Raw genomic sequence first — 25,446 nt, 5'->3', positions numbered from 1 at the left:
GCCTTTGCTCTGCTTCAACCCACGCAACGGTCACCGTCCGCGTTGATCGAACCCGGACAGCGGAGACCGCGCCCCACATCGCCCCTGTTCAGCAGCTATTGCGTGGGTTGAAGCAGAGCAAAGGCCAGCGGGACCACCACGACCGCCGCTCCGGGCAATCACTCAGCGCGACCGTCACTCCCGGCTACCGTCACGCCTCAGCGCCGAAGCGGGTATCAATCTCGGCCACGCGCCGGGTCAGCGCAGCGGACCAGGTCAGCCGTCCTGGTCGAGATGGGTGGCCAGGTGGTGCAGGGCCAGGCGGTAGCCGTCCACGCCGAGCCCGCAGATGACTCCCGTGGCCACCGCCGAGACCACCGAGTGGTGCCGGAACTCCTCCCGGGCGTGGATGTTGGAGATGTGCACCTCGACCAGCGGGGCGCGCAACAGGGCGCAGGCGTCCCGGACCGCGATCGAGTAGTGCGACCACGCGGCCGGGTTGAGCACCACGGCTGCGCCCTCGTCCGCCGCGTCGTGCAGCCAGCCGAGCAGTTCGTGCTCGGCGTCGGTCTGCCGGACGATGACGCTCAGTCCGAGTTCGCGTCCGGTCGACTCGCAGAGCTCGACCAGGTCGGCGTAACTGGTCACGCCGTAGACGTCGACCTGACGCGTGCCCAGCCGCCCCAGATTCGGCCCGTTGAGCACGTAGACCTTCATGGGGATACCGCCCGGTATGCCTCACGGAGCAGGTCGTCGTCGGGGCCTTCGAGGATGGCCGGGCGGGCCAGCCCGTCGAGCACCACGAACCGCAGCCGGCTGCCCCGGGTCTTCTTGTCGACCCGCATCGTGGCCAGCAGCCCGGGCCAGGCGTCGGCCGGGTACTCGGTGGGCAGGCCGAGTGCGGTCACCACGTCGCGGTGCCGGCGGGCGGTGGACTCGTCCAGCCGGCCGGCCAGCCGGGCCAGTTCGGCGGCGTACACCAGGCCGACCGCGACCGCGTGACCGTGCCGCCAGCGGTACCCCTCGGCCTTCTCGATCGCGTGGGCGAGGGTGTGCCCGTAGTTGAGCACCTCGCGTACGCCCGACTCGCGCAGGTCTCCGGCGACCACATCGGCCTTCACGCGGATCGCGCGTTCGATGAGTTCCCGGACGACCGGGCCGGTCGGGTCGGTGGCCGCCGCCGGTGCCTGCTCGACCAGGTCGAGGATGGCCGGATCGGCGATGAAGCCGCACTTGACCACCTCGGCCATGCCGGCGACCAACTCGACCGGGGGCAGGCTGTCCAGCGTGGCCAGGTCGGCCAGCACCCCGACCGGTGGGTGGAAGGCACCCACCAGGTTCTTGCCGGCGGCGGTGTTGATGCCGGTCTTGCCGCCGACCGCCGCGTCGACCATGCCGAGCAGCGAGGTGGCCACCGGAACCCAGCGGACCCCGCGCAGCCAGCAGGCCGCCACGAAGCCGGCCAGGTCGGTGACGGCGCCGCCACCCAACCCGACGACCGCGTCGGTACGGGTGAAGCCGGCTTCACCGAGCCGGTCCCAGCAGTGTGCCGCCACGTCGACGTGCTTGCCGGCCTCGGCGTCCGGCACCTCGATGGCGAGCGGCGTCACACCGGACGCGGCCAGCCGGGTGCCGATCGCGTCGGCCGACTCCTTGAGCGCGGCGGTGTGCAGCACCGCCACCCGGGTGGCGTCGGGCAGCAGCCCCGGCAGCGTGTCGAGCAGGTCTCGCCCGACGAGGACGTCGTACGGCCGTTCGCCGCCGACCGGGATCCGGGTCACCTCGTCCATCGCGGGAACCTAACCCTCCGTGCGCAGCAGCTGCGCGATCTCGGCGACGATCTCCTCCGGCGTCCGGCCGTCGGTCACGACCGTGTGGGTGGCCACCTCGGTGTAGAGCGGCCGGCGCTGGTCCATCAGGTGTTTCAGGGTGGCCCGGGGGTTGATCGCCAGCAGCGGTCGTCCGGCACCGAGACCGACCCGCTTGACCGCGTCGGGCAACTCGACGGAGAGGTGCACGACCCGGTGCCCGACCAGCGCGGCCCGGTTCTCCTCGGCGAGCACCGCGCCACCGCCCAGGGCGAGCACGCCGGAGCAGGAGGCCAGTGCCGCCGCCACCGCGGCGCGTTCCAGGGCGCGGAAGTGCGCCTCCCCCTCGTCGAGGAAGATCTCCGGGATCGGCTTGCCGGCGAGCCGTTCGATGTCGGCGTCGGTGTCGCGGAACTCGACCCCGAGCGCTTCCGCCAGCCCCTGCCCTACGGTGGTCTTGCCCGAGCCGGGTGCGCCGACCAGGACGCAGACCGGGCGGGTCGGAGCGGTCACCGGATCACCAGCGCGTCGAGGTAGCCGGTCAGGTTACGCCGCATCTCGGCGATCGAGTCGCCACCGAACTTCTCCACCGCCGCCTCGGCCAGCACCAGCGCCACCATCGCCTCGGCGACGACGGCGGCGGCGGGCACCGCGCAGACGTCGGAGCGCTGGTTGATCGCGGTGGCCGGTTCGCCGGTGGTCACGTCCACCGTGGCCAGGGCTCGGTTCAGCGAGGAGATCGGCTTCATCGCGGCCTTCACCCGCAGCGGTTCACCGGTGGTGATGCCGCCCTCCAGCCCGCCGGCCCGGTCGGTGACCCTCCGGACGCCGGTGGCGGTAGGCATGATCTCGTCGTGGGCCTCGGAGCCCCGGGACCGGGCCTGCTGCCAGCCGTCGCCGATCTCCACACCCTTGATCGCCTGGATCGACATCAGCGCGGTGGCCAGTCGGGCGTCGAGCTTGCGGTCCCACTGCACGTGGCTGCCCAGGCCCGGCGGTACGCCGTACGCCAGCACCTCGACCACGCCGCCGAGGGTGTCGGCGGCCTTCTTCGCGGCGTCGACCTCGGCGACCATCCGGGCACTCGCCTCCGGGTCGAGGCAGCGCAGCGGGTCGGCGTCGATGCGCTCGGCGTCCTCGGGCCGGGGACGCAGCCCCGGCTTGACGGCGACCGGACCCAACTCGACCACGTGCGAGACGATCTCGACGTCGAGGGCCTGACGGAGCAGTGCCTTCGCCACCGTGCCGACGGCCACCCGGGCGGCGGTCTCCCGCGCGCTGGCCCGCTCCAGGATCGGCCGGGCGTCGGTGTGGCCGTACTTCTGCATGCCGGCCAGGTCGGCGTGACCGGGCCGGGGCCGGGTCAGCGGGGCGTTGCGGGCCTGCCGGGCCAGCTCCTCCGGATCGACCGGGTCGGCGGCCATCACGGTGCGCCACTTGGGCCACTCGGAGTTGCCGACCCGCATCGCGACCGGACTACCGAGCGTCACGCCGTGACGCAGGCCGCCGATGATCTCGATCTCGTCCTGCTCGAAGGCCATTCGCGCACCTCGGCCGTAGCCGAGCCGGCGACGCGCCAACTCCCCGGCGATCTCGGTGGAGGTCACCTCGATCCCGGCCGGCACCCCCTCCAGCATCGCGACGAGAGCGGGCCCGTGTGATTCCCCTGCGGTCAACCAGCGCAACACAGCGGCCAGTCTGTCACGCCCGGTGCCCGCCGACGCGCACCGCCCGCCGCGTCCCGCCCTGCGGACGCGGCGAACGGCACGCCGAGACCCGATCGGTCAGATGCCCCGGCCGCGCTTGTGCAGCGTACGCAGCACGGCGTCGGCGCGGACCACCCGTCCGGCCACGGCCAGGGCCAGGTACGCCCGGGGTTCGCGCGGGTTGCGGCGGATGGTGCGCCGAGCCCAGCGCACCGCTCCGCGACGGTCCCCCGAGGCGGCTTGGGCGAAGGCGATCTGCCCGGCGACCCGGGCCTCCCCCGCCGGCTGGGTGGCGAACTCCGGATACCGCTCCAGCAGCCACTGCAACGCCTCGGAGATGGTGTCCCAGCGCTGGGCGAAGTACGACCGCTTGTGCCAGCGCACCGTCACGTACGGGGCGCGCAGGTTCACCAGCGGGGCGCTACGGGCGGCCCGGAGCAGGAACTCGTAGTCCTCCGCGTAGCTGCCCGGGATCTCCTCGTCGACCAGCCCGAACCCGTCGCGCAACGCGGCCGCGCGGATCACGAAGGTCGACGGGTGCAGCTCGGTCATCCGGTCCCGCAGCAGGTCGGCCAGGCTGATCGAGTCGCGGTCCAGCACCCGCTCGACGGTGTGCCCGTCGTAGGTGACCCGGATGCCGCAGCTGACGAACTCGGCGCCGGGCACCGCGTTCAGCGCGTCGACCTGTGCCAGCAGTTTCCCGGGCAGCCACTCGTCGTCGTCGTCGCAGAAGGCGATCAGCTCACCGGTGGCCGCCAGCGTGCCCGAGTTGCGGGCCCCGGCCAGCCCCGGCGTGCGGGTGTTGGTCACCACGCGGACCGTCCGTTCCGGGCCGGAGAGATTGACCAGCGACGGGTCCGGCTCGGACTGGTCGTAGACCACGACCACCTCGACCGGGCCGGGATAGTCCTGCGCCACGATCGCGCGGACCGCGGCCCGCAGCAGCTCGGGGCGATCCCGGGTGGGCACCACGGCGCTCACGCTCGGGTAGGAGGTCATCGGTTCCGCCTTCCGTTCGGACCGGGCCCACGCCACGGCCGCCACCACGGCCGGTGACGCCGCTGCGCGGCCTCGGCCACCAATTCCTCGACGATGCTCCCCACCCGGCGGACCGCGGCCCGCTGCCCCTCGACCGCCTCGGCGTCGACCGTCACGGCGAACCGGGACCGGTCGGCCCGACCGGCGGCGAGCGCGTCGAGCAGCTCCTGCCGGGACTCGCAGAGCGCCACCAGCCCGGCCGCACCGAGCCGGCGGGCGAACAGCAACTGGTGGTCGTCGACGTGCTCGCCCCGGGTCGGGTCGCGGGGCACCACGATCGGCATGTGCCCGTGCCGGCGCGCCTCCAGGATGGTGGCCGGCCCGCCGTGGCAGACCACCAGGTCGGCCCCGGCCATCGCGGTCTGCAGCTCGGCGTGGCCGAGGAACGGCACCGCGTCGGGCAGCCCGTCGGCGCGGGTGTGCCCGTGCTGCACGGTCAGCACCACCTCGCCGGCGACCTCGCCGTGCCAGTCCCGCAGCCAGTCGACCAGCCGGTCGAAGGGGTGCTTGTCGGTGCCGACCGCGACCAGGACGTGGGTGCGGCCGTCCGGGTGCGGCCCGCGCGGCGCGGGCACCCGGCCCGGCTCGACCCGGGTGGGGCGCGGGCGTACCGGCGCGACCCGGTGCGCGTCGCCGGCCGCGCTCACAGCAGCGTCCCGACGACGGTGGCCTCCGGATACTGGCGGCGCTGTTCCTCCCACTGCACGAGCATCGCCGACAGGAACGGGCGGCACAGCCGGGCGGTCAGCGTCGGCGTGTCGATCCGGTCGTAGACCTCGATGTAGACGGTCGGAATCCCGCGCAGCCGGGCGAGCACCACGAACGGGACGGCCACGCCGGCCCCGGTGGTGACCACCGCCGCCACGTTGCGCCGCCGCAGCACCCGGGCCGCCAGCACCGCGTTGCGCAGCAGGTTGCGCACGTTGCGGGTGGTCGGATGGTACGCCGGCACCAGGTCCTCCCCGGCGAGCAGCGACACCGCCTCCGGGGTGTCGAAGGTGACCCAGCACCGTCGCCACGTCTCGTACCAGGGCCGTAGGGCCAGCAGCTGGGCCAGGTGCCCGCCACTCGAACCGACCAGCAGTAACACCGGCTGCTGGTCGGACCCGGGCTCGTCGATCTTCGCGTCCACGCGACTCCCCACAAGTTCGCTTGGAATTCCTGTCGGCGCCACGCAGCAGCAGACCACACGTCGCCCGGCGGTGAAAGGTGTGACCGGGTGTGACGTGATCTCCGTACGTGGCGGTTGCGGTGGGCCGAGTGGCCGACCGGCCGCCGACCATCGTCACCACCTGGAACTTTCTCATCACTGTCCGACATCGACAGTGTGGTGCTGCGGATGGATCAGCCGCTATGTCGTTTCTCGATGACGTCCAGCAACGCGGGATGCAGTGCCGGATTCCACCCCGCCCCGGCGTCCGCGAGCCGCCAGGTACGCAACCACATCTCCACCAGGTAGGCGTCGGCGACCAGCCGCTGCCGGGCCGGGTCCAACCCGAGGGCGGCACCGTGCCGGGCCAGCCCGGCGTCGACCTGCCCGGCGGCGTGGGCGGCCGGTTCGCCGCGCAGCACCACCGACCGCTGGAACGCGTCGTGGGCCAGGTCGAATCCGACCGGCACCTCCGGCCCGCTGTGCTCCCAGTCCCAGGCGACGAGGTCACCGTCGTGCCGACCGAGGTTCCACGGCACCCAGTCGCCGTGCCAGTGGCCGAACTCCACGTCCACGTCGCCGTACCGGTGGGCCAGTGCGGCGACGGCGGTCACCGCACGGTCACCGATCCCCTCGGCCGCGGCGGACCGCTGTGCCTGCTCGGCCAGCCGGGCCAGGAACGCCGAACCGGCCAGCGGCCGGGACTCGGTCGCCATTCCACCCCGGCGGGCCACCGCGAGTAGCGCCGCGACCTCCGGCGGCCCGTCGACCGGTACGCCCCGGATCCGCGCCGGCAGCGGCTCGACCACCGCCACCACCTGCCCGGCGAAGCTCAGCTCGGTGAGCAGCCGGGGGGTGCCCGGATGCCCGCCCACCCCGGCCGAGGCGGCCACCTCCCGCAACGCCGCCGCCTCGGTGGTGACCAGTGCGCGGGTGGCGTCGTTCCAGCCGATCTTCGCGTAGCCACGGGGCGCACCGGTGCGGTCGAACAGTTGCAGGGTCGGCTTGTGGTTCGGATCCGGTGGGCGGACCCCGCACGCCGCGTACAGCGGCTCGTCGCCGAGCGCGGCGGCGACCCGGGCGGCCAGCAGCGCCTCGGCCGGGTCCAGCCCGGTCGGCACCGCGACGGTGAGCACCGGGAACGAGGCCCGGTCGACGATGCCGACCCGGGCCGCCGCACCGAGCGCGGCCCGCACCGCCCGCACCTTCGCCGGCCGCAACGCGTTGTACGCCAGCAGCGCCGCCGCGGTCACCCGGGGCGCGCCCAGCGGCAGCAGGAACCGGGCCCGGGCGATCGACGGGACGACCGCGTACCGGGCCACCACGGTGTGCCCGGCGGGCGGCCCGGCGTCCACCGAGAGGGCGATCCGCTCGTCGCCGAAGACCGCCCGGGTGACCCAGCCCAGGCCGTCGTCACGCGAGCGGGGGTCGGCCGTCGCGGTGGCCGCCGTGGTCACGCGACCCGGTCCGGCCAGTCGAGCGACAGCCCCAGCCGCTGCCGCAGCGCCTCGTTGTGCGGGCGGTAGTACTCGGTCAACTCGGCACGCAGGTCCGCCTCCAGCGGTGCCGACCGCCGGTCGTTGTAGACCTTGAAGTCCGGCAGGTCGAAAGCGGGCAGGCCGAGGAAGTCCAGGGTCCGGCGGTAGGTGGCCCGTGCGTCGCCGTACAGGTCCTCGCTGGGCAGGAAGAGCAGCTGCGAACGGTCGAACCGGTCCAGCCACGGCTCCAGGTGCTCCAGGTAGCGGCCCCGGGCCCGGTAGGTGTGCCAGTCGTACGGCTCGCTGAAGTACTCCGGCTCGGCGATCAACCGTTCCCGCTCCCCCGCCGTACGCTCCGGCTCGGCGGCCAACGCGGCGGCGAAGTCCAGCGGCTCCACGCCGTTGGTCCGCCGCTCCTTCCAGTGCGAGTACGCCCGCTCGACCGGGTCGCGCAGCAGCACGATCAGCTTCACCGTCGGCATCAGCGCGGCGACCCGCTCGGCGGCCAGCGGATGGAACATGTACAGCGGTGCCGCCTCGCCGACGCGGACCGGGCCACCGTGGCGGCTCTCCAGCGCCTCCCGCTGGCGCAGGGTCGGGAAGTGCGAGCGGTACCACGCCTCGCCGCGACCCCAGTGCTCCTCGAAGTAGTGCGAGGACTTCGTGTTCCAGGCCGGGAAGAGCCGGGGCACCAGCGGATGCTGGATGAGGTAGTTCCACAGCGAGGTGGTCCCGCCCCGCTTGGTCCCGATGATGAGGAAGTCCGGCAGCGGACGCCGGTCGCTGGTGCGGACCCCGTAGTCGACGAGGCTCTCCCGCACCCGATTCGTCACCTGGGTCGGCACCAGTTGCTTCACCCGGTCCCGGATGGACGACACGACGACCTCACCTGCCCTTCGACGGCGGGGGCGGGGTGCCCTGCGGCGACCCGCCCCGAATCTGCACCATGGTCGCCCGGATGCCGCGTCGCACCCGGGGTAACGTCAACAAGCCGACGCAGCCGGCGGCCAACACGGCCACCGCCACCAGGAGGCCGGGAATGCCCCGACCGCCCACCACCAGGCCGGCGACCGAGGCCAGCCCGACGCCGCCGACGGTGGCCGCCGCCGCCCGCAGCATCCCCGCGTCGACCAACGGCTGGCGTACCACCAGCCGGGCGCAGGTGACCGCCGTGAGGTTCTCGGTCGCGATGCCGGCCGCCCAGGCCAGGGCCGCGCCGGTGGCGCCGTACGCGGGGATCAGCACCAGGCCGAGACCGACGGTGACCACCAGTCCGGCCAGCGCGCCGGCCAGGTGCAGGCCGCTGCGCCCACCCATCAGCAGCAGGCTCTGCACGTTGCCGACACCGGTGTTGATCAGCATCGCCAGGGCGAGCACGGTCAACGCGGCGGCACCGGCGGTGAACTCGGGACCGAACAGCGCCAGGAAGGCCGGTCCGAACACGGCGAGCAGCAGGTAGACCGGCCAGGACAGCACCAGACCCCAGGTGGTCAACTGCCGGTGCACGGCCGCCGCGGCGACCCGCTCGCCCCGCCCGAGCAACCGCGACAACTGCGGCGAGACCGCCACCCGCAGGCCCTGCATCGCCAACTGCCCGGCGAGGACGTACCGGCCGACCGCGCCGAAGACACCGGCGTCGGCCTGGGTGGCCAGGGCCGAGGTGAGCAGGACGCCGACCCACATGCTGCCGGCGTCGATCGCGGCGGAGGCGGCCCGAGGCAGCGCGAACCGCCAGAACGTGGACCAGTCCGTGGGCTCCGGACGCAGCCGGACGCCGCGACCCACGCCCAGCGGCCGGGCGACCATCATCAGACAGACCAGCAACCCGACGGCGGCCGGCACCAGCCAGCCCGTCATGCCGGCGACCAGCCCGCCGCCGACCAGCAACGCCATGCCGACCAGCGCCGGTCGGGCCACCGGCAGCAGCAGGAACTGCACCGCCACGTACGAGCGGATCGGGCGCACGCACCGCACCACGGCCAGCAGCAGGTTCATCGCGACCACCACCGGCACCGCGACGAACGTGACCACCAGCAGCGACTCCCCCTCCGGCCCGAGCAGCCGCCCGGCCAGCGGACCGGCGAGCGACGCACCACCGATCGCGATCAGCACCGCGAACAGCAGCGGCGGCACCAGGGCCACCGGCAGCACCCGGGCGGCGTCGCCACTCGCCCCGGCCCGGCGCCGGGGCAGTGCCCACATCAGCCCGGTCTCCGCGCCCAGGGTGCAGACCGCGGCGGCGACGGTCACCACGCCGATCGCGGCGAAGAACGCGCCGGACCCGGTCGTGCCGTACCCCCGGGTGATGACGACCGCCAGCACGAAGCCGAACAGGCCACTGGTGGCGGCGCCGACCAACCCGGCGACACCGCTGCGGACGCTGCGCCGGGTCTCGGTCGCGCCGTCGTCCCGGCCCGGATCCGTTCCGGCGGGCCGGTCCCCGGCCGGGGAACTGGTGGTGACGGTCATGTCGGTCGCACCGCCGGTCGTGGTCGTGGTCGGGACCGCCTGTCCGCGCGGTGCACCTCCCGTTCGGTGAGCGCCATCGCGAAGCCGACCGCGAAGAAGGCGACGGCGAGGTTCTGGTTGGCCATCCCGTAGAACGGCACCTGCACCAGGCAGACCACCGGGACGATGGAGAGCCACTGCCCGGCTGCCGAGGTGGCGCGGGCACAGACGAACGCGGCGACGACGAACCAGGCGAGGAAGCAGAGCAGCGCGGGTACGCCGTGACTGAACAGCACCATCCAGAGCTGGCCCTGGGTGCCGATCGGCGCGTCGGCGGAGACGGTGTCGACGTTCACCGGGGCGCCGTAGCCCAGCCACGGTGAGTCGCCCACCCGGCGCAACACCTCCGAGTAGAGCGAGAACCGGTCGGTGTTGGTGTCGCTGGACTCGACCCGGTTCCCGATCAACTCGGTCACCGGGATGAAGAGCGTGACCAGGCCACCGACCAGCACCACGCCGACGATCGAGGCCGCCACCCGGACGTTGCCGCGCAACGCGGCGCGCAGGCCGAGCACGGCCAGGCCGGCGCCGAGGCTGAGGAACATCGCGCGGTTGAGCGTGAGGAAGGCCGGCACCAGCGACAGCGGCAGCGAGGCGAGCAGCGCCCAGCGCAGCAGCCCCCGTCGGCGCAGCATCGTGAAGGCGACCACGCAGGGCAGCGTGATCGCGTACGCGCTGCCGTAGTTGTTGGTGTACGCGAAGGGTGCCGCCGGCCGGAAGATCGGGTTCAACGACCGGGCGCTGTACTCGGCGGTGGCCAGGTGCACCATGTCGTTGATGAACGGGGTGCCGGACACACCGCCCGGCAGCAGCACCTCGACCGGCGTGGTCATCTCGAACCTCGGCACCATCACACCCAGCCAGCCCAGCACGACCAGCCCGAACCAGAACGCGCAGAGCGGCACCAGGACGGCCGTCTGGTCGGGGCGTTCCCGGGCGACCACGTAGACGTAGACGCCGACCACCACCGCGGTGAGGTAGAAGCCCAGCCGCAGGGCGAAGGTCAGCAACGACACCGGCGACTGCAACTGGGTGACGCTGACCAGCACGATGGCCAGGAACAGCAGCCAGATCCCGGTGGCCGGCGGCAACGGCACCCGCCCTCGGGTGACCAGCAGCACGAACAGCAACGCGCCCAGCAGCGGCCAGCCGAGATAGAAGAAACCGGCCAGCCACCAGATCGGCACCAGCCCGAACATGGCGATCAGCGGCCACAGCGGCAGCCGTGGTGGCGGGGCGAGGACCGACGGGGTGTCGGCGGCTGCCGGCGGCGCCGGCTCGGTGGCCGGCGGTGCCTGGATCACCGGCACCGCCTCAGCCCCGGCCGCTGCGCGAGAGCACGAAGCCGAGCGGATTCACCCCGGCCGCCCGCAGTCGTTCGGCGAGCCGACGCAAATCGGTCTGCCGGGTCCGGTCCCGCTCGACCACCACCACCGCGGTGCCCTGCCGGGCCACGGCCACACCCCGCTCGTCGGCCTCGGCCGGTGGGGCGTTGTAGAGCACCAGACGCTGGTCGGCGCCCTGCCGCCAGGTGCCGAAGCGGACGCTGCCGGCGCCCACGGTCACCTTGTCGCCACCGTTCACCTGGCCGTTGACGACCGGGGTGACGCTGGCCTTGGCGGAGGTGACCCGGGGAATCGTGATCGTCGCCTCCGGGTCGGTCGAGGGGCGCGCACCCGGCGGGTGCGGCGAGGGACGGCGGATGATCTCGGTGGGCGAGTCGTCCGGCCCCTCCATGCTGACCGGCCGGGCCGGTGCGGTCCGTGGCTTGGGCACGGTGGGCCGGCTCGGGTCGATGCTGGGCGGCAGCCGGTCCCGGTCGGCCTGCACGGCGGCGCGCAGCCGGTCGATCCGGCCGCTGTCGTCGGCGACGAACACCTCGCGACCGGCCACCGCCAGTGCCACGGCCAGCCCGGCGGTGATCGCGCTGGCGTCCTCGCGGGCGGTGACCACGGCGACCCGGGCCGGATGGCGTACCCGCTCGGCGATGGCCATCGCGACGTAGCGCACGTCCGCGTCGACGGCCCGCCCGCGCAGGCCGGTGTACCGGATGGTGCCCAGCAGCGGCAGACCGGTGTTGTCCTTGGCGTCGACGACGGTCCGCACCCGCCGGTCGAAGGACTCCCAGGCGAACGCGAGCACCAGACCGATCAGGGCACCACCGAGCAGCCCGGCGGCCATCAGCATGGGTGCGTTGCCGGCCGCCGAGGTCAGCGCCCGCTCGGCGGACTGGGTGACCCACCCCGGGTTCACGTCGACGGCGGCGATCTCGGTGCGGGCGGAGTTGAGCTGGGTGAGCTGGTTGTTGATCGCGCTCAGCTCGGCGACGGCCACGTTGCTGGCGGCGGTGTCCCGGGAGTTGTTCACCCGTCGCTGCGCCGCCGCCTGCTGGGTGGCGACCTTCTCGATGCTCTCGTCGTACGAGCGGAGCATCTCCTCGCGCTGCCGCTCGTACATGGCCCGCCGGACGTTCAGGTAGCTCTCCGCGGCGAGGTTGGCACCGAGCACCGCGTCGTCGGCGCTGCGGGCCTGGTAGACGAAGCGCAGGATCTGCCCACCGGTGGGCACCTCGACCTCGAGGGCGTCGCGGACCGAACGCTGGTCCGAGCCGAACTCGTCGGCCAGCTTGCCGACCACCTCGGTGCCGGTGGCGATGCGGCTCTCCACGTTCATGTTCACCGCGCGGTCGGCGTTGGCGCCGCTGGGCGTGAACGCGTCGGTGACCACCGGACGGACCGCCACCACCGCGTTGGCGCTCACCGCCGACGGGGCCAGGAACGCGTAGCCCGCGGCGGCCAGCAGCCCGAGCGCGGCGACCGCGCCGACCTGCCGGATCCGGTGCAGCGGCACGCGCAGCACGTCGCTGATGGTGACGGAGCGGGGCGACGACTCGGCGTTCGCACCGTCGTTGGCCCAGGGGCTCGGAGCGGCATCAGTCATTGAACTTCTTCACCGTTTGTTGTGGGTTGCCGATGACCACGACTCCGGGCGGCACGTCTGTCCGCACCACGGTCGCAGCCCCCACCACGCTGTCCCGGCCGATCCGTACACCCTTCATGACCAGCGCGTGCGCGCCGATCCAGACGTTGTCCTCGACCGTGATGGGCGCACGCGTGGCCGGGGTGGGCGGATCGTGCCGCTGAGCCGGTGGCAGGTTGTGGAAGTCATTGTCCAGCAACTCGCAGTCGGACAACAGGCACCGATTTCCGATCGTCACCGACGTCCACGTGCCCACCCATGTCGCGTTGAGCAGGCAGTCGGCCCCGACGCGCACCTCGCCCGGACCGGCGAAGCGGACCAGCTTGTTCACCCTGGTCCGGTCACCGATGGTCACGCGGACCCCGCGCCGCAGCCGAATCCGTCCCCGGATCTCGACGTCCCGCCCGAGGGTCAGGCGCGGATAGCGCAGGGCGTACCAGCGACGCTTGATCGCGAAGACCATGCGCACCACGAATCCACGCCGGATGCCGGTCAACGGTCCTCCCCACGTTCCGTGGGCCGGCGACGGTGGATCCGCCGCCGGCCCAACGTGAACAATTTACCGAGGTTACATTACGAACAGTGAACGCTACTGCACGGAGAAGAACATCGACGACGTCGACCAGGTGAGCTCCGTGGTAGCGGTGGCGATCACCGTAGCCTCGGCACCGGTGGCCGCCGCAGCGGGGGCCAGGGTCGGGTCGAAGGGCACGCTGCGCAGCGACCCGTCGGTCGCCCCGTAGACGATCTTCCCGTTCACCCAGGCCATGCCGCGTACGGACGACCAGGTGATGCCCGTGGTCGGCACCGTGAACTCGGTGGCACCCAGGTAGTTGCCGTCGATCTCGAAGAACCGGTAATACAGGTTGTTCGTCCCGGTCCGGGTGTAGTAGAGCCGCCCGTCGAGGAAGAACGCCCCGTTCAGCTGCGCCGGGTTGAACCAGTCGTTGTAGCCGGACGCCTCCCACGGCACACCGATGGTGGTGCCGTTGAACATCGAGATGTCGATCCGACTGCCGGTCGGCGAACCGGAGACCAGCCGCGACCAGTAGATCCGGTCGTCCACCCGCCAGGTCGCCCCGGCACCGGTGTAGTTGGCCTGGCTCACCGTGGTGACGGTGCCGAGGGTGCTGCCGTCGAACGGCACCTTCGCCACCGAACCGCTACCGACGTTCAGGTAGAGGTGACCGCTGGCGGCCGTCGGAGGGTTGCGCGGAGTGATGGTGCGTCCACCGCTGACCGGGAACATGCCCAGCCGGCCGTGGTACTCGTTGCCCATGCCGTCGGAGTTGTGCCCGAAGTACAGGCCGTCCGGACCCCGCCAGAGGACCGGCACGGTCGAGCCCCACGAGCTGGCGCCCGAGGGCAGGGCCGAGCCGCCGCTGCGACGCGGGTTCCAGTTCACCGGCATGCCGGTGGCCGAGTTGACCGCGCCGATGCCGAGCCGGTCGATCGCGCCGTTGCCCGCCTTGTCGCTGGCGTTCGGGTTGTTCAACCAGCGGAAGTGCCCGCCGAGGTAGATGATGTTGTCGGCCACCTCGACCGAGGTGATGGTGTCGTTGCCCGTGAAGTTGGCCCAGGTGGCGTTCTGACCGCTGCCCCGGGCGGCGGTCTCGAAGCGCACCAGCACGTCGCAGTACGCCGACGGCCAGCCCGCGCCGCCGTTGGTGCCGACGACGAACCAGCTGCCGTCACCACCGAAACGCACATCCTGGACGTAGTGCACGAAGGTGGTGGGTGCCGCGCACGGCGCCACGAACCGTTCGCTGCTCCAGTCGATCACGCTCGGCGTACCGGTCAGGTCGATCAGCGCGATCTGGTTGCGCGGCAGGTCGTTGACGAACATGAAGTTGCCGCCGACCACGAGCGTGTTGCCGTCCGGCGACACGTCGATGGCCCACGCGTACATGCTCGTGTCGTGTCGACCGACCGAGGTGTTGATGTTGAAGGTCGGGTCGATCGCACCGGTGGTCGCGTTCAGCCGCCCGAGCCCGGCGTGCGCCGTGCCGTTGAGCCAGTTGAACGCCCCGGCCACGTAGAGCCAGTTGCCGTGCAGCACCAGGTCGCGCACGGTGCCACCGTCGGACCGGCCCACCCAGCTGTCGATGATCATGCCGGTGGAGGGGTCGAGCGCCACCAGGTTGCGGCGGGCCACCCCGTTGACGTTCTTGAAGACGCCGCCGACGATCAGCGTCCCGCCGGGACCGGCGATGAGCGAGTTGACCGCCCCGTCGAGCACCGGCAGGAAGGCGGTGGAGATCGTCCCGGTGGTCCGGTTGTAGGCGAAGAGATAACGCTGGGTGATCCACGGCGTACTGACGGTCTGCCGGATCTGGGTGAAGCTTCCTCCCACGAACACCGTGTTGCCGACCTGTGCGAAGGCACGGGCCTCACCGTCCCGCGCGTGCGGGGTCTCGTCGGCGGGGTTCGCGGACACCAGAGTCGCCGGTTCGGGAACCGGCACCACGGCGGCGGATGTCGCGCTGGGCACGGCCAGGACGGCCGCGACGGTTGCTAGTGCGACAGCCCCTGCCCGTACGCGCTGTCGGCGGGTGTTCCGCCACGGGAAGGAGATTATGGGCACGCTGCGCCTCCAGGGTGGACGGGAATGTGCGTTGCGTAGCTTCTCCCGTTCGCCCCGGAGGCGACATCCGCCGATTGGGCGGTCAGTTCATCCAGTTGCAGACAACACCGCGGGCGGTCGCATGTCGGACAGCACCTCTTCGGCACCGGACCGCCCGCGGGTTACCTCAGGTCAGCGGTTGCCTCCGGTGGGTTGCCGAAGGTAACTGTCGCGTCCGGCGGCGGCGAATCCGGCCACCGCGCTGGCGTCCTGGTTCATTGTCATGTTGCAGACGTTCGTCGTCTTCGTCATCCCCGGAGAGTTGAAGTAGATCGCCGCCTTGATTTTCGGATGCGCCTTCAGCGCCGCCGGGAATTCCTCGAACCACCGCCGCTTGGCGTTCGGGTCGGCGCTGTCGAAGTTCGTGCCGAACTCGGCCAGCATCCGGGGCTTGCCCTTGCCGATCCCGGTGTCGTCCAACCAGCGGTAGAACGAACCGATCGTGGTGCTCGGGCTCTTCCAGGTCGTACTGCCGTTGCAGACGTGGAAGTTGTACGGGTCCCAGGCCACCCAGTCGACGTAGGCGTCACCCGGGTACAGGCCGGCGTACCGGCTGTAGTGGCCGGACCAGCCCATCATCGTCCAAACCCACACCGCGTTACGGACCTGCGCCGCGGCGAACCGGTCGTGCACGTACCGCCAGGCACGGACGAACTCGGCGTCGCTGCCCTTCTCCGGCTCGTCCTCCGGCTCGTGGTCGAAGCCCATGAACACCGGCACCCCGGCCGCCTTGATCCGGCCGGCCACGTCGTCGATCGTCTGGTCGTACCGGCCGCTGTAGACGTCCCGCCAGGTGAGCACCGTGCCGGACGAGAAGACGCGACTCTCCCAGGCGAAGAACATCAGCCGACCCTCGCGCATCTGCTGCTGCTGGTACGCGTCGGGGAAGGCACCGTTGCTGCCGCTGTTGGAGAAGTCGTGGTAGCGGTGCACGATGTCGAACGTCCGCCCGACCTGCTTCTCCACGTCGGTGATCGCCTTACCGTGGTCCCATCCGCTGCCCGCCCCGGAGGGTGAGTACATCCCCCACCAGGCACCGCAGGACGGCACCAGCTTCGCCGACACCTGACCGCACGCACCGGGGTCCGCCGGTGGCTTGGTCGGCGTCGGGCTGGGCCGGGCCGGGCTCGGGCTCACGCTCGGCGACACGGTCGGCGAGGCGGGTGGACGGGTCGGCAACGCGGCCGAGGGCGTCGGCGAGACGCTGGACGGTGCGGGTGCCGGACGCGTACCCGCGTCGTAGCGCAACACCAGGCGGGGACGGACGTCCGGGTTGCGGTTCTCTCCCGACGCCCAGTAGATCCGGCTGCCCAGCCCGGCCTGTGCCAGCGACACCGTCCAGGTGCCGTTGCCGGTCACCAGTTTGGAGACGTCCCACTCGTTGAAGCCCTTGCCGACGCCGGACACCGCGTCCAGGGCGGCACCGACCTGACCGGGAGCCGGCCGGGCGGCCCGGGCGTCGAGCCCGGAGTCGTGCGCGGTCACCGCCGCGTCGAACGCCTGCCAGGAGTGCACCCGCAACGTCGCCCGGATGTTCGTCGCGTTCGCGGGAAGTGAGGTCACCGAGAAGGCGAGGACCGCCTGCCGGTCCCCACGGGGGTTGCCGTCACACGGGGCGGCGCAGGTGGCCAACGTCGTCTTGACGCTGTTGTCGCCGTCCTGCGGAACGCTCGTGGCGGTGGTGTCGAACACCACCGGAATGGAGAGGTCGTCGTCGGCGATCAGGGGCACCATGGTCGCGCCGATGCCGAGTACGACCGTGGTGCCGAGGACACCGAGCACCACGGCCTTGCGCCGGGGGCCCTGATGCCGGATGAGGCGGTGCAGTCCGCGCCTGGTCACTCAGACTCCTTGTGAATTCGGCGATAACGCTGTGGAGCGTATCGGCGTACACAACAGAGCGTGTGAATGACCGGGGAACCTAAGCGCGTCTTAAAGTTCGCCTAAGCCGACGCTGCGACACCGCGCCCGGTCGGAGCTGCGGCAGCGTACCGGCAGTCTGGCGACTCAGCACCGGCCGATCCGCAGGTCAGCGCCGCAGCGGGGGACACATCTCAGCGCCGGACCGGTGCCACACCCGGGCCGGGATCGATGATCTACCCCAGTGACGACCGATGCGCAAGTCCGCGCCGGGCGATGCCGCGACCCAGCGGCACGGACACACTCAGCGGCACGGACACACTCAGCGGCACGGGCACGACGAAGGCCCCCGTCGTGGTCGGGGGCCTTCGGTGCCGCACGTGCGGCTCAGTTCGGGGCGGCCTGCTTCGCCAGCGTGACGAACGACTGCCAGGCGGCCGGCGCGAACCGCAGGGTGCCGCCGTCCCGGTCCATGGTGTCGCGGACCAGCACGACGCCGGAGAGGTTGTCGGCGACCTCCACGCACGACCCGCCGTTGCTGCCCGAATAGGTCGACGTACGCCACCTGGCACCGGTCATGTCCATGTCTGCGCCGCTTCCTTGATCAATTCGAGTGACTGCCTGCGCGGGAGCGCCTCACCCCGGACCGCCTCCCACGTCCGCTGGAGCGTGACAAGATCCTCGGTCTGGCTGACCACCTGCGCACGCACCTGATGATCGAGATGTCCCACCACCGAGCCGTCGCCGGCGGTCGCACCCGCACGACGGCCCCGACCCGGCCACCCTCTTCACCCGGTTCCTCGCCTGGGCAGCCCCACGCCGCCACCCCGATCCCCCCACCCCCGACGTCCCCACCCCGGACGCCCCGACCCCGGGCGGCGAAGGCACTCGATCCAGGATTTAGTGGCTTCGCGCGGGGAAGAAGGCCACTCGATCCTGGATCGAGCGGTCAGTCGACCCGAGCAGCGACCCGGGCGGCGACCCGGGCGGCGGTCAGTCGACCCGAGATGCGGTAAGCGCGCGACGGCCAAGCCGACCACACGGCGGTCAGTCGACCTGAGCAGCGACCCGAGCGGCGGTCAGCGCGGCGGTCATCGCGGCCCGGGGGGCGGGAACGCCGGTGAACTGTTCGAACTGGCCGACGGCCTGGGCCAACAACAGGTCCAGGCCGGAGACGACCGGGCAGCCGGCGGCAGCGGCCGACGCGGCCAGCGGCGTCGGCCACGGATCGTAGATGGCGTCGAAGAGCACCGTGGCGGAACGCCACCGCACCACACCGGCAAGCTCGTCGGCGGCGCCCTTCGGCACCGTGGAGATCAACAGGTCGACATCGGCCAACGCCGCCGCGTCCGCCCATGAAGCGGCGGTCAGCGTCAGGCCCAGCGCGGTCGCCACGGGCGCCAACTCGTCGACGGCCGCCGGGCGGCGGGCCACCACGGTCACGCCGGTCGCGCCGAGTCGGGCCGCCGCCGCCAGCGCCGCCCGCGCCGTGCCACCCGCACCCAGCACCATGACGGACGGCACCACGCCAGAGGCACTCGCGCCCACGCCTGCGGACATCAGCACGTCGACCATGCCGGTGACATCGGTGTTGTCCGCGTGCCAGGTGCCGTCGGGGCGGCGTACCAGCGTGTTGGCCGCGCCGACGGCGGCGGCGACCGGCGAGACCTCGGCGGCGACGGTCAGTGCCGCCTCCTTGCCGGGCATCGTCACCGACAGCCCGGCCCACTCCGAACCCAGCCCGGCGACCAGGTCCGGCAGCTCCGCCGCCGCGCACTCGATCCGGGTGTACGACCAGCCGGTGAGCCCGGCGGCGGCGTAGCCGGCGTTGTGGATCACCGGGGAGAGCGAGTGGGCGATGGGCTTGCCCAGCACTGCCGCCCGCCGTGGCAGCACCGTCACAGGACGCCGTTCTCCTTGGCCTTCTCGATGTTGCGCTCGTGCTGGCTGTAGTCCTTGGTGAAGGCGGAGTTGCCTTCCTTGTCGATCGCCACGAAGAAGAGCCAGTCGCCGGCCGGCGGGTCCATCGCGCCTTCCAGCGCTTCCTTGCCCGGGTTGTTGATCGGCGTCGGGACCATGCCCGGAAGCTTGCGGTTGTACGGGTTCTTCGGGTTGTCGAGGTCGCTCCGCGTCATCTGGCCGGAGGTCTTGCCCTCCTGCCCGATCGACTCGAAGTAGTAGTTGACCGTGACGTCCATCTCCAGGCAGCTGCAGTCGAACGTGCCCGAGTAGACCCGGTTGTAGGCGACCCGGGCGACCCGACCGAGGTCCTTCTTGGTGCCGGCCTCGGCCTGGGCCAGCGACGCCACGATCAACGCCTCGTACGGGCTGATCCCGCCGCGTTCCTTCTGCACCCGGTCGGCGAAGTTCATCTGCCCGGTGACGGAGAGGAAGTGGTCGACCATCTGTCCCAGGATCGCCTCGGCGGTGGCGTTCGGCGGGATCTCGTAGGTGTCCGGGAAGAGGAAGCCCTCGATGGACTTGGCGGACTTCTTGCCGTCCTCCCGCTTGAACCACCAGTCCGGTACGCCCAGCTTCTCCGGGTCCTTCGCGGCGGCCTCGAACTCCTTGACCGGGATGTCGGTCTGCTCGCTGAGCAGCTTGAAGATGCTCTTTGCGGTGCGCCCCTCGGGGATGGTGAGCCCGTTGACGATCCGGTTCTGCGGGTCGAGCATCGCGGCCAGGGCGTTCGCGCCGCTCATCTCCTTGCGCAGCTTGTACGTGCCGGGCTGGATGTTGCGGCTGCGGGAGTTCTCCTGCGCCGCCTCGGTGAACGCCTTGGTGCTCTTGATCACGCCGGCGTCGCGGAGCACCACGGCCATGTCGGCGAGGAACGCGCCCTGCGGGATCTGGATCGTCACGTCCTCGGTGCCGTCGCCGTCGAAGTCCGGTGTGACGAAGTAGCTCTGGATCCGGTCGAAGCCGTAGAAGGCGCCGCCGCCGATGCCGCCGAGCAGCACCAGCGCCAGCAGCAGGGCGAGCACTGTCTTGCCCTTGCCGCCACCGGACCGGCCGCCGCGCTTGCGGCCACGCCGGTGCTTGCCCTTGTCCCCCCGGTCCTGCTCGTCGAACCCGAGGTCCAGATCGTCCATCATTCGGTCCGCCTCCGCTGCGCGTCCAGCCAGCTCTGCAGAATCTCCACCGCGGCGGCCTGGTCGACCACCGCCCGTTGTTTCTTCCCCCGGACACCGCGCTCGGCAAGCCTACGACTGGCCACGACCGTGGACATCCTCTCGTCAGTCAGCGTCACCGGAACAGGCGCTATCACATCGGCCAGTTGTCGAGAGTACGCCTTCACGTGCTCCGCTGCGGGGCCGTGTTTACCCGCCAGGTTGACCGGTAGGCCCACCACCACCTCGACCGCCTCATGTTCGGCGACCAGTGCGGCCACCTGGACGAGGTCCGTCGGCACCGCGTCTGACCTGGGGTTCTGATCCCGCGAGAGGGTGACCAGAGGGGTGGCGAGAACCCCGTGCGGATCCGACCGGGAGACCCCGATCCGGACCTGTCCGACGTCCACGCCCAACCGCACACCGCGGGACAACCCGGTCACGCTTCGTCACCTCGCCCGGAATAGGCGGCAGGGCGGACCGGTCCGGTCCGCCCTGCCGTCAGGTACTGAGGAATCACGCCTCGGCGACCGTCTTCTCCACCGCGAGCAGGAGGTTGGGGACCTCCGACTCGGGCAGGCCGCCCCCCTGGGCCAGATCCGGGCTACCACCGCCGCGCCCGGAGAACGCCGCCTTGACCAGATCGTTCGCGGCGACACCACGGCTGCGGGCGGCCGAGTTCACCGCCACCACCAGGGACGCCTTGCCGTTCGCGCGGGCCGCCACCGCGACCACGCCCGGCCGGGCCGCGTCGATCCGGCCCCGGATCTCCTGGGCCAGCGTGCGGACGTCGTTGCCGGCCGCCCCCTCGGGCGCCTCGATGCCGACGTAGGCCACCCCGCGCACGTCCCGGGCCTGCGCGGCGAAGGCCGCCGCACCGCCGAGTACGAGCTGGGCGCGCAGCTTCTCCAACTCCTTCTCCGCGTCGCGCAACTGGGTCACGGTCTGCTCGACCCGGTCCGCCACCTGGTCGGAGGGGACCCTGTACAGCTCGGCGAGCCGGGCCACCAGCAGGTGCTCGCGGGCCAGGAAGTTGAACGCGTCCATGCCGACCAGCGCCTCGACCCGGCGGACGCCGGAACCGATGGACGACTCCGAGAGGATCTTGACCAGACCGAGCTGGCCGGAGCGGGCCACGTGGGTGCCGCCGCACAGCTCGCGGGCGTAGTCACCGACCTCGACCACCCGGACCTGGTCGCCGTACTTCTCGCCGAACAGCGCCATCGCGCCGATGCGCCGCGCCTCCTCCAGCGAGGTGACGAAGGCGTGCACCTCCAGGTCCGCCAGGAGCACCTCGTTGACCTGCTGCTCCACGTCCCGCAGCACGCTCGGCGCCACCCCGGTCGCGGTGTTGAAGTCGAACCGCAGCCGACCCGGGGCGTTCAGCGAACCCGCCTGGGTGGCGGACTCGCCGAGGAAGTTACGCATGGTCTGGTGCACCAGGTGGGTCGCGGTGTGCGACCGGGAGATGGCCCGCCGACGGCTGGAGTCGATCTCGGCGTACCCGGTCTCGCCGGCCCGCACCTCGCCCCGGAGCACCCGGGCCCGGTGCACGATCAGCCCCGGCACCGGCTGCTGCACGTCGAGGACCTCGACCTGCCCACCGCCCACGGTGATCATGCCGACGTCGGGCTGCTGCCCGCCGCCCTCGGCGTAGAACGGCGTGGTGTCCAGGACCAGCTCGACCAGGTCACCCTCGACCGCCGCCGCGCGCGGCCCGTCGGTGCCGAGCACCGCCCGCACCGTCGACTCGCGGGAGACCTCGGTGTAACCGGTGAAGGTCACCGGACCACCGGCGTCGAGCACCGAACGGTACGCCGACAGGTCGGTGTGCCCGGTCTTGCGGGCCTGCGCGTCGGCCTTGGCGCGGGACCGCTGGTCGGCCATCAGCCGCCGGAAGCCCTCCTGGTCGACGTGGAGGCCCTGCTCGGCCGCGATCTCCAGGGTCAGGTCGATCGGGAAGCCGTACGTGTCGTGCAGCTGGAACGCCTTGTCCCCGGAGAGCGCCGGCCTGCCCGCCGACTTCGTCTCGCTGATCGCGGTGTCCAGGATCGTGGTGCCCGCCCGCAGGGTCGCCAGGAACGCGTCCTCCTCCGCGTACGCGTACGCGGAGATCCGGTCGAAGTCGGCGGCCAGCTCCGGGTACGACGGGGCCATGCAGTCCCGGGCCACCGGCAGCAGCTCGGGCAGCGCCCGCTCCTGCCAGCCCAGCAGTCGCACCGCGCGGATCGCCCGGCGCATGATCCGCCGCAGCACGTAGCCACGGCCCTCGTTGGACGGGGTCACCCCGTCACCGATCAGCATCAACGCGGTACGCACGTGGTCGGCGACCACCCGCAGCCGGACGTCGTCGGGGTGCGACTGGTTCGCCGCGTGCCCGGAGTGCGTCCCGTACCGCTTGCCGGTCAGCTCGGCGGCCCGGTCCAGGATCGGCCGGACCTCGTCGATCTCGTACAGGTTGTCGACGCCCTGCAGGATGGAGGCCATCCGCTCCAGGCCCATGCCGGTGTCGATGTTCTTCTTCGGCAGCTCACCGACGATCCGGAACCGCTCCTTGTCGAGCACGTCCGCGATCTCGTACTGCATGAAGACGAGGTTCCAGAACTCCAGGTACCGGTCCTCGTCGACCTCGGGGCCGCCCTCGGCGCCGTACTCCGGCCCACGGTCGTAGTACAGCTCGGAGCAGGGGCCGGCCGGGCCGGGAATGCCCATCGACCAGAAGTTGTCCTTCTTGCCCCGGCGCACGATCCGCTCGACCGGTACCCCGACGCGCCGCCAGATGTCGTACGCCTCGTCGTCGTCCAGGTAGACCGTCGCCCAGACCCGCTCCGGGTCCAGCCCGAAGCCGCCCGCCTCGACCGGCTTCGTGGCCAGGTCCCAGGCGAACGGGATCGCGCCGTCCTTGAAGTAGTCGCCGAAGGAGAAGTTGCCGTTCATCTGGAAGAACGTGCCGTGCCGGCTGGTCTTGCCGACCTCGTCGATGTCCGGCGTGCGGATGCACTTCTGCACGCTCACCGCCCGGGAGAACGACGGCGTCTGCTGCCCGAGGAAGTACGGGACGAACTGCACCATGCCGGCGTTGACGAACAGCAGGTTCGGATCGTTGATGGCGGGCAGCGGAGCGGACGGCACCACGGCGTGGCCGTTCGCCTCGAAGTGGGCGAGATACCGCCGCTTGATCTCCGCCGTCTTCATCGCTGGGGTTCCTCCGGAAAGATGTCTCTGTCACCGATGCGCGGCTCGTCGCGCACGTCGGCGAACTGGTCGTCGAACGCCTCGCCCTGGGCGAACGCCTCGTGGATCTCGTGCTCCCGCTCGGCCATCCCGGCACGTACGTCCGCCACGAAGCTACGCAGTTCCTCGACGAGACCGCCAGCGGATTGTGACAGGTTGTCGGCGATCCCCGCCGGAGTGTAGGCGTGCGCGGCACGGGTCGCCTGGCGCACCACCACCACGCCGACGGCCAGACCGATGCCCAGCCAGAACAGCCGCTTCATGCTCGTACCTCCGCCGTCGGTCAGCGGTTGCCGCGCCGGGCGGCGCGCCGCTGGGACTTGATGGTGTCGCGGACCTCGCGCTCGGTCTCGGCGCTGCGCCGGGCCGAGGCGGCCTTGCGCACGCCGTAGCCGAAGGCGGCCACCTTGACCAGCGGGTTGGCGGCGGCGGCCGAGACGACGGTGACCAGGTTGGCGACGTTGGCGCTGATGTTCTGCGCGTGACTGGTCATGGTGTCGACCTTGGCGAGCTGGAGGTTCACCCCGTCGAGCGACGTCTGCACCTGTTCGAGGGTGACGTTGACGTTCCGCACGGTGGTGTTCACGTCACCGAGCAACGGCCCGGTCCGGTCGTTGAGGTCGTTGATCATCTGGGTGGTCGCGTCCACGGTGTGCCGCAGCCGCAGGATGGGCAGCGTCAGGATCAGCACCAGCATCGCGAACGCGATAGCCGCGATCAACGCCGCGACCTCCAAAAAGCCCACGCCTGTCCTCCTCAACACGGTCCCGGGACGCCACGGCCCACGAGACGTACGACCTTCTCGCCCACGCCGTCATCGGTGGCCCGCCTCGCGCCTGCTGGCAGCGGGCGGGCCGCCAGATGCAGACCCTACCGTCCGTGATGACAATCGGCTCAGGACGGTGGTGACGGCGTCAACTCGCCCAGCGGATCGTCGGTCAGCGTCGGGTAGGGATCCTCACCGGTCAGTGACGGATCGGTGTCCGGCTGTGGCCTGGTCCGCTCGTCGTCGATCGCATTGCGGACCTTCACCGAGACCAACGAACCGGAGCACTCCTCGGCTGCGGTCGACGGGTCGGGCGACGGCACGACCGCCGGCTCACCGTCCACCGGCGGCGGTACGCAGGTCGGCTCCCGGACCCACAGGTCCAGCGTCAACTCGTCGCGCCGCCAGCAGGTGTAGCTGCCCTTCTCCTCCTGCCCCGGGCAGTACGCGGGCTGCCAGGGCTGCCAGCCGTCGCGGCTCAGCGCGTCCTCGTACACCTGGGCCGTCTCCTCCGGCGACCGCTCGGAGGTGGCGGTCCGCTCACGCAGCCGACAGTCGAGCAGGCACCAGCGACTGCCGCTGGTGAAGTCCTCCGGCTGCGCCGCGGCCCACTCCGGCACCTCCAGCTCGTCGAGCGAGACGAAGACCGGGTCCCGGTTCATCGCCTGCACGCCGAAGAAGGCCGGTACACCACCGAGCAGGAGCACGGCGACCAGGGCCAGCAGCAGCGTACGGCGACGCTGGCCGGCACCGGCCTGACGGCGCGTCTCCGGGTCGGCCTCCAGTGCCTCCTCGTCGGGCCGGTCGCCGTTCCCGTCGTCCGGGTCGGCGGGTCGCCGTAGCGCCGGATCCGGTGCGGGCCGGGGCCCGGTCGGGTCGGCGGAGGGCACCACGGCGGCGGCCCGGGCCACCGCAGGCGCCTCCCCGGAACGCGGCGGCGGGGGCACCGGTGCGGCACCGGACGGCTCGCGGGCCGGGTCCCGTTGTGGCGGCGTGGCCCGACCGGCCGGCCGGTCGTCGGGGCGGGGGGCCGACGCGGTGGCGCGGGCCACTGCGGCCGGCGGTTCGCCGGGGCCTGCGGCGGGCGGCGACGGACGGCCGGGCGCAGCACCGGACACCGGACCGGCGTCCGGACGCCCGTGGCCACCCTCGGGTCGTCCGGGACCACCGTCAGGCCCACCACCTGGACCGCCCTCGGGGCGCGCCG

At 71.8% G+C, this 25,446-nt stretch carries 23 protein-coding genes and 1 pseudogene; all 24 read right to left on the bottom strand.

Going from position 1 to position 25,446, the window contains the following annotated elements; genetic code table 11:
• Positions 1-255 precede the first annotated feature (255 nt).
• The 24 genes and pseudogenes from aroQ to ACFYTT_RS15430 all read right to left on the bottom strand — a co-directional run bounded on the left by aroQ (position 256) and on the right by ACFYTT_RS15430 (position 25,024).
• Entirely contained in the window at positions 256-696 is a 441-nt protein-coding gene (gene aroQ, locus ACFYTT_RS15545) for a type II 3-dehydroquinate dehydratase (RefSeq protein ID WP_387259679.1), read from the bottom strand.
• On the bottom strand, positions 693-1,769 hold the full coding sequence (gene aroB, locus ACFYTT_RS15540) for a 3-dehydroquinate synthase (RefSeq protein ID WP_387259676.1): 1,077 nt from the start codon (positions 1,767-1,769) through the stop codon (positions 693-695). Before aroB ends, aroQ begins: the two co-directional genes overlap by 4 nt.
• 9 nt (positions 1,770-1,778) lie before the next feature.
• The gene (locus tag ACFYTT_RS15535; RefSeq protein WP_131053404.1) at positions 1,779-2,300 is read right to left on the bottom strand and encodes a shikimate kinase; all 522 of its coding nucleotides are present in this window, start codon (positions 2,298-2,300) and stop codon (positions 1,779-1,781) included.
• Positions 2,297-3,475, bottom strand: coding sequence for a chorismate synthase (gene aroC, locus ACFYTT_RS15530; protein WP_131053405.1), 1,179 nt, complete (start codon positions 3,473-3,475; stop codon positions 2,297-2,299). The genes ACFYTT_RS15535 and aroC overlap by 4 nt, the downstream gene beginning before the upstream one ends.
• Before the next feature lie 96 nt (positions 3,476-3,571).
• Positions 3,572-4,492: a glycosyltransferase family 2 protein gene (locus ACFYTT_RS15525; RefSeq protein WP_387259673.1), complete on the bottom strand. Its 921-nt coding sequence runs from the start codon at positions 4,490-4,492 to the stop codon at positions 3,572-3,574.
• Positions 4,489-5,178 (bottom strand): glycosyltransferase, encoded by a 690-nt coding sequence (locus ACFYTT_RS15520; protein ID WP_387259671.1) that lies wholly within the window; start codon positions 5,176-5,178, stop codon positions 4,489-4,491. The genes ACFYTT_RS15525 and ACFYTT_RS15520 overlap by 4 nt, the downstream gene beginning before the upstream one ends.
• Positions 5,175-5,651 carry a UDP-N-acetylglucosamine--LPS N-acetylglucosamine transferase gene (locus ACFYTT_RS15515; RefSeq protein WP_131057871.1) on the bottom strand — a complete coding sequence of 159 codons (477 nt, stop codon included), beginning with the start codon at positions 5,649-5,651 and terminating at the stop codon, positions 5,175-5,177. Before ACFYTT_RS15515 ends, ACFYTT_RS15520 begins: the two co-directional genes overlap by 4 nt.
• 224 nt (positions 5,652-5,875) lie before the next feature.
• Positions 5,876-7,138 (bottom strand): hypothetical protein, encoded by a 1,263-nt coding sequence (locus tag ACFYTT_RS15510; protein WP_387259668.1) that lies wholly within the window; start codon positions 7,136-7,138, stop codon positions 5,876-5,878.
• Positions 7,135-8,037: a sulfotransferase domain-containing protein gene (locus ACFYTT_RS15505; protein WP_131054031.1), complete on the bottom strand. Its 903-nt coding sequence runs from the start codon at positions 8,035-8,037 to the stop codon at positions 7,135-7,137. Before ACFYTT_RS15505 ends, ACFYTT_RS15510 begins: the two co-directional genes overlap by 4 nt.
• A 7-nt stretch (positions 8,038-8,044) precedes the next feature.
• Positions 8,045-9,628: a lipopolysaccharide biosynthesis protein gene (locus tag ACFYTT_RS15500; protein WP_387259665.1), complete on the bottom strand. Its 1,584-nt coding sequence runs from the start codon at positions 9,626-9,628 to the stop codon at positions 8,045-8,047.
• Positions 9,625-10,866 carry an O-antigen ligase family protein gene (locus ACFYTT_RS15495; RefSeq protein WP_387259802.1) on the bottom strand — a complete coding sequence of 414 codons (1,242 nt, stop codon included), beginning with the start codon at positions 10,864-10,866 and terminating at the stop codon, positions 9,625-9,627. Before ACFYTT_RS15495 ends, ACFYTT_RS15500 begins: the two co-directional genes overlap by 4 nt.
• A 115-nt stretch (positions 10,867-10,981) precedes the next feature.
• Positions 10,982-12,607 (bottom strand): lipopolysaccharide biosynthesis protein, encoded by a 1,626-nt coding sequence (locus tag ACFYTT_RS15490; protein ID WP_131054029.1) that lies wholly within the window; start codon positions 12,605-12,607, stop codon positions 10,982-10,984.
• Positions 12,600-13,142: a DapH/DapD/GlmU-related protein gene (locus ACFYTT_RS15485; protein ID WP_131054028.1), complete on the bottom strand. Its 543-nt coding sequence runs from the start codon at positions 13,140-13,142 to the stop codon at positions 12,600-12,602. Before ACFYTT_RS15485 ends, ACFYTT_RS15490 begins: the two co-directional genes overlap by 8 nt.
• 93 nt (positions 13,143-13,235) lie before the next feature.
• Positions 13,236-15,137, bottom strand: a complete 1,902-nt coding sequence (locus tag ACFYTT_RS15480; RefSeq protein ID WP_387259661.1) for a hypothetical protein — start codon at positions 15,135-15,137, stop codon at positions 13,236-13,238.
• Positions 15,138-15,401: 264 nt separating this feature from the next.
• The gene (locus ACFYTT_RS15475; RefSeq protein ID WP_387259659.1) at positions 15,402-17,111 is read right to left on the bottom strand and encodes a glycosyl hydrolase; all 1,710 of its coding nucleotides are present in this window, start codon (positions 17,109-17,111) and stop codon (positions 15,402-15,404) included.
• 405 nt (positions 17,112-17,516) lie between these two features.
• Positions 17,517-17,708: a DUF397 domain-containing protein gene (locus ACFYTT_RS15470; protein WP_387259800.1), complete on the bottom strand. Its 192-nt coding sequence runs from the start codon at positions 17,706-17,708 to the stop codon at positions 17,517-17,519.
• A pseudogene (locus tag ACFYTT_RS15465) lies at positions 17,705-17,884 on the bottom strand (Scr1 family TA system antitoxin-like transcriptional regulator); the annotation flags it as partial. The gene ACFYTT_RS15470 and the pseudogene ACFYTT_RS15465, both read right to left, overlap by 4 nt.
• A 292-nt stretch (positions 17,885-18,176) precedes the next feature.
• Complete coding sequence (locus tag ACFYTT_RS15460; protein WP_387259656.1) at positions 18,177-19,031, bottom strand: shikimate dehydrogenase; 855 nt, start codon at positions 19,029-19,031, stop codon at positions 18,177-18,179.
• Entirely contained in the window at positions 19,028-20,224 is a 1,197-nt protein-coding gene (mltG, locus tag ACFYTT_RS15455; RefSeq protein ID WP_357219150.1) for an endolytic transglycosylase MltG, read from the bottom strand. Before mltG ends, ACFYTT_RS15460 begins: the two co-directional genes overlap by 4 nt.
• Positions 20,221-20,682: a Holliday junction resolvase RuvX gene (ruvX, locus tag ACFYTT_RS15450; protein WP_176093299.1), complete on the bottom strand. Its 462-nt coding sequence runs from the start codon at positions 20,680-20,682 to the stop codon at positions 20,221-20,223. Before ruvX ends, mltG begins: the two co-directional genes overlap by 4 nt.
• A 73-nt stretch (positions 20,683-20,755) precedes the next feature.
• Positions 20,756-23,434, bottom strand: a complete 2,679-nt coding sequence (gene alaS / locus ACFYTT_RS15445) for an alanine--tRNA ligase (protein ID WP_131055265.1) — start codon at positions 23,432-23,434, stop codon at positions 20,756-20,758.
• Entirely contained in the window at positions 23,431-23,736 is a 306-nt protein-coding gene (locus tag ACFYTT_RS15440) for a hypothetical protein (protein WP_131055267.1), read from the bottom strand. Before ACFYTT_RS15440 ends, alaS begins: the two co-directional genes overlap by 4 nt.
• 20 nt (positions 23,737-23,756) lie before the next feature.
• On the bottom strand, positions 23,757-24,218 hold the full coding sequence (locus ACFYTT_RS15435; protein ID WP_131055269.1) for a DUF948 domain-containing protein: 462 nt from the start codon (positions 24,216-24,218) through the stop codon (positions 23,757-23,759).
• A 149-nt stretch (positions 24,219-24,367) separates the two neighbouring features.
• The gene (locus tag ACFYTT_RS15430) at positions 24,368-25,024 is read right to left on the bottom strand and encodes a hypothetical protein (protein WP_131055270.1); all 657 of its coding nucleotides are present in this window, start codon (positions 25,022-25,024) and stop codon (positions 24,368-24,370) included.
• Positions 25,025-25,446 lie beyond the last annotated feature (422 nt).

Origin of the sequence: Micromonospora sp. NPDC003816 (assembly GCF_042874705.1) — a bacterium.
Taxonomy (GTDB): Bacteria; Actinomycetota; Actinomycetes; order Mycobacteriales; family Micromonosporaceae; genus Micromonospora.
This window is presented reverse-complemented; position numbering and strand designations above follow the sequence as displayed.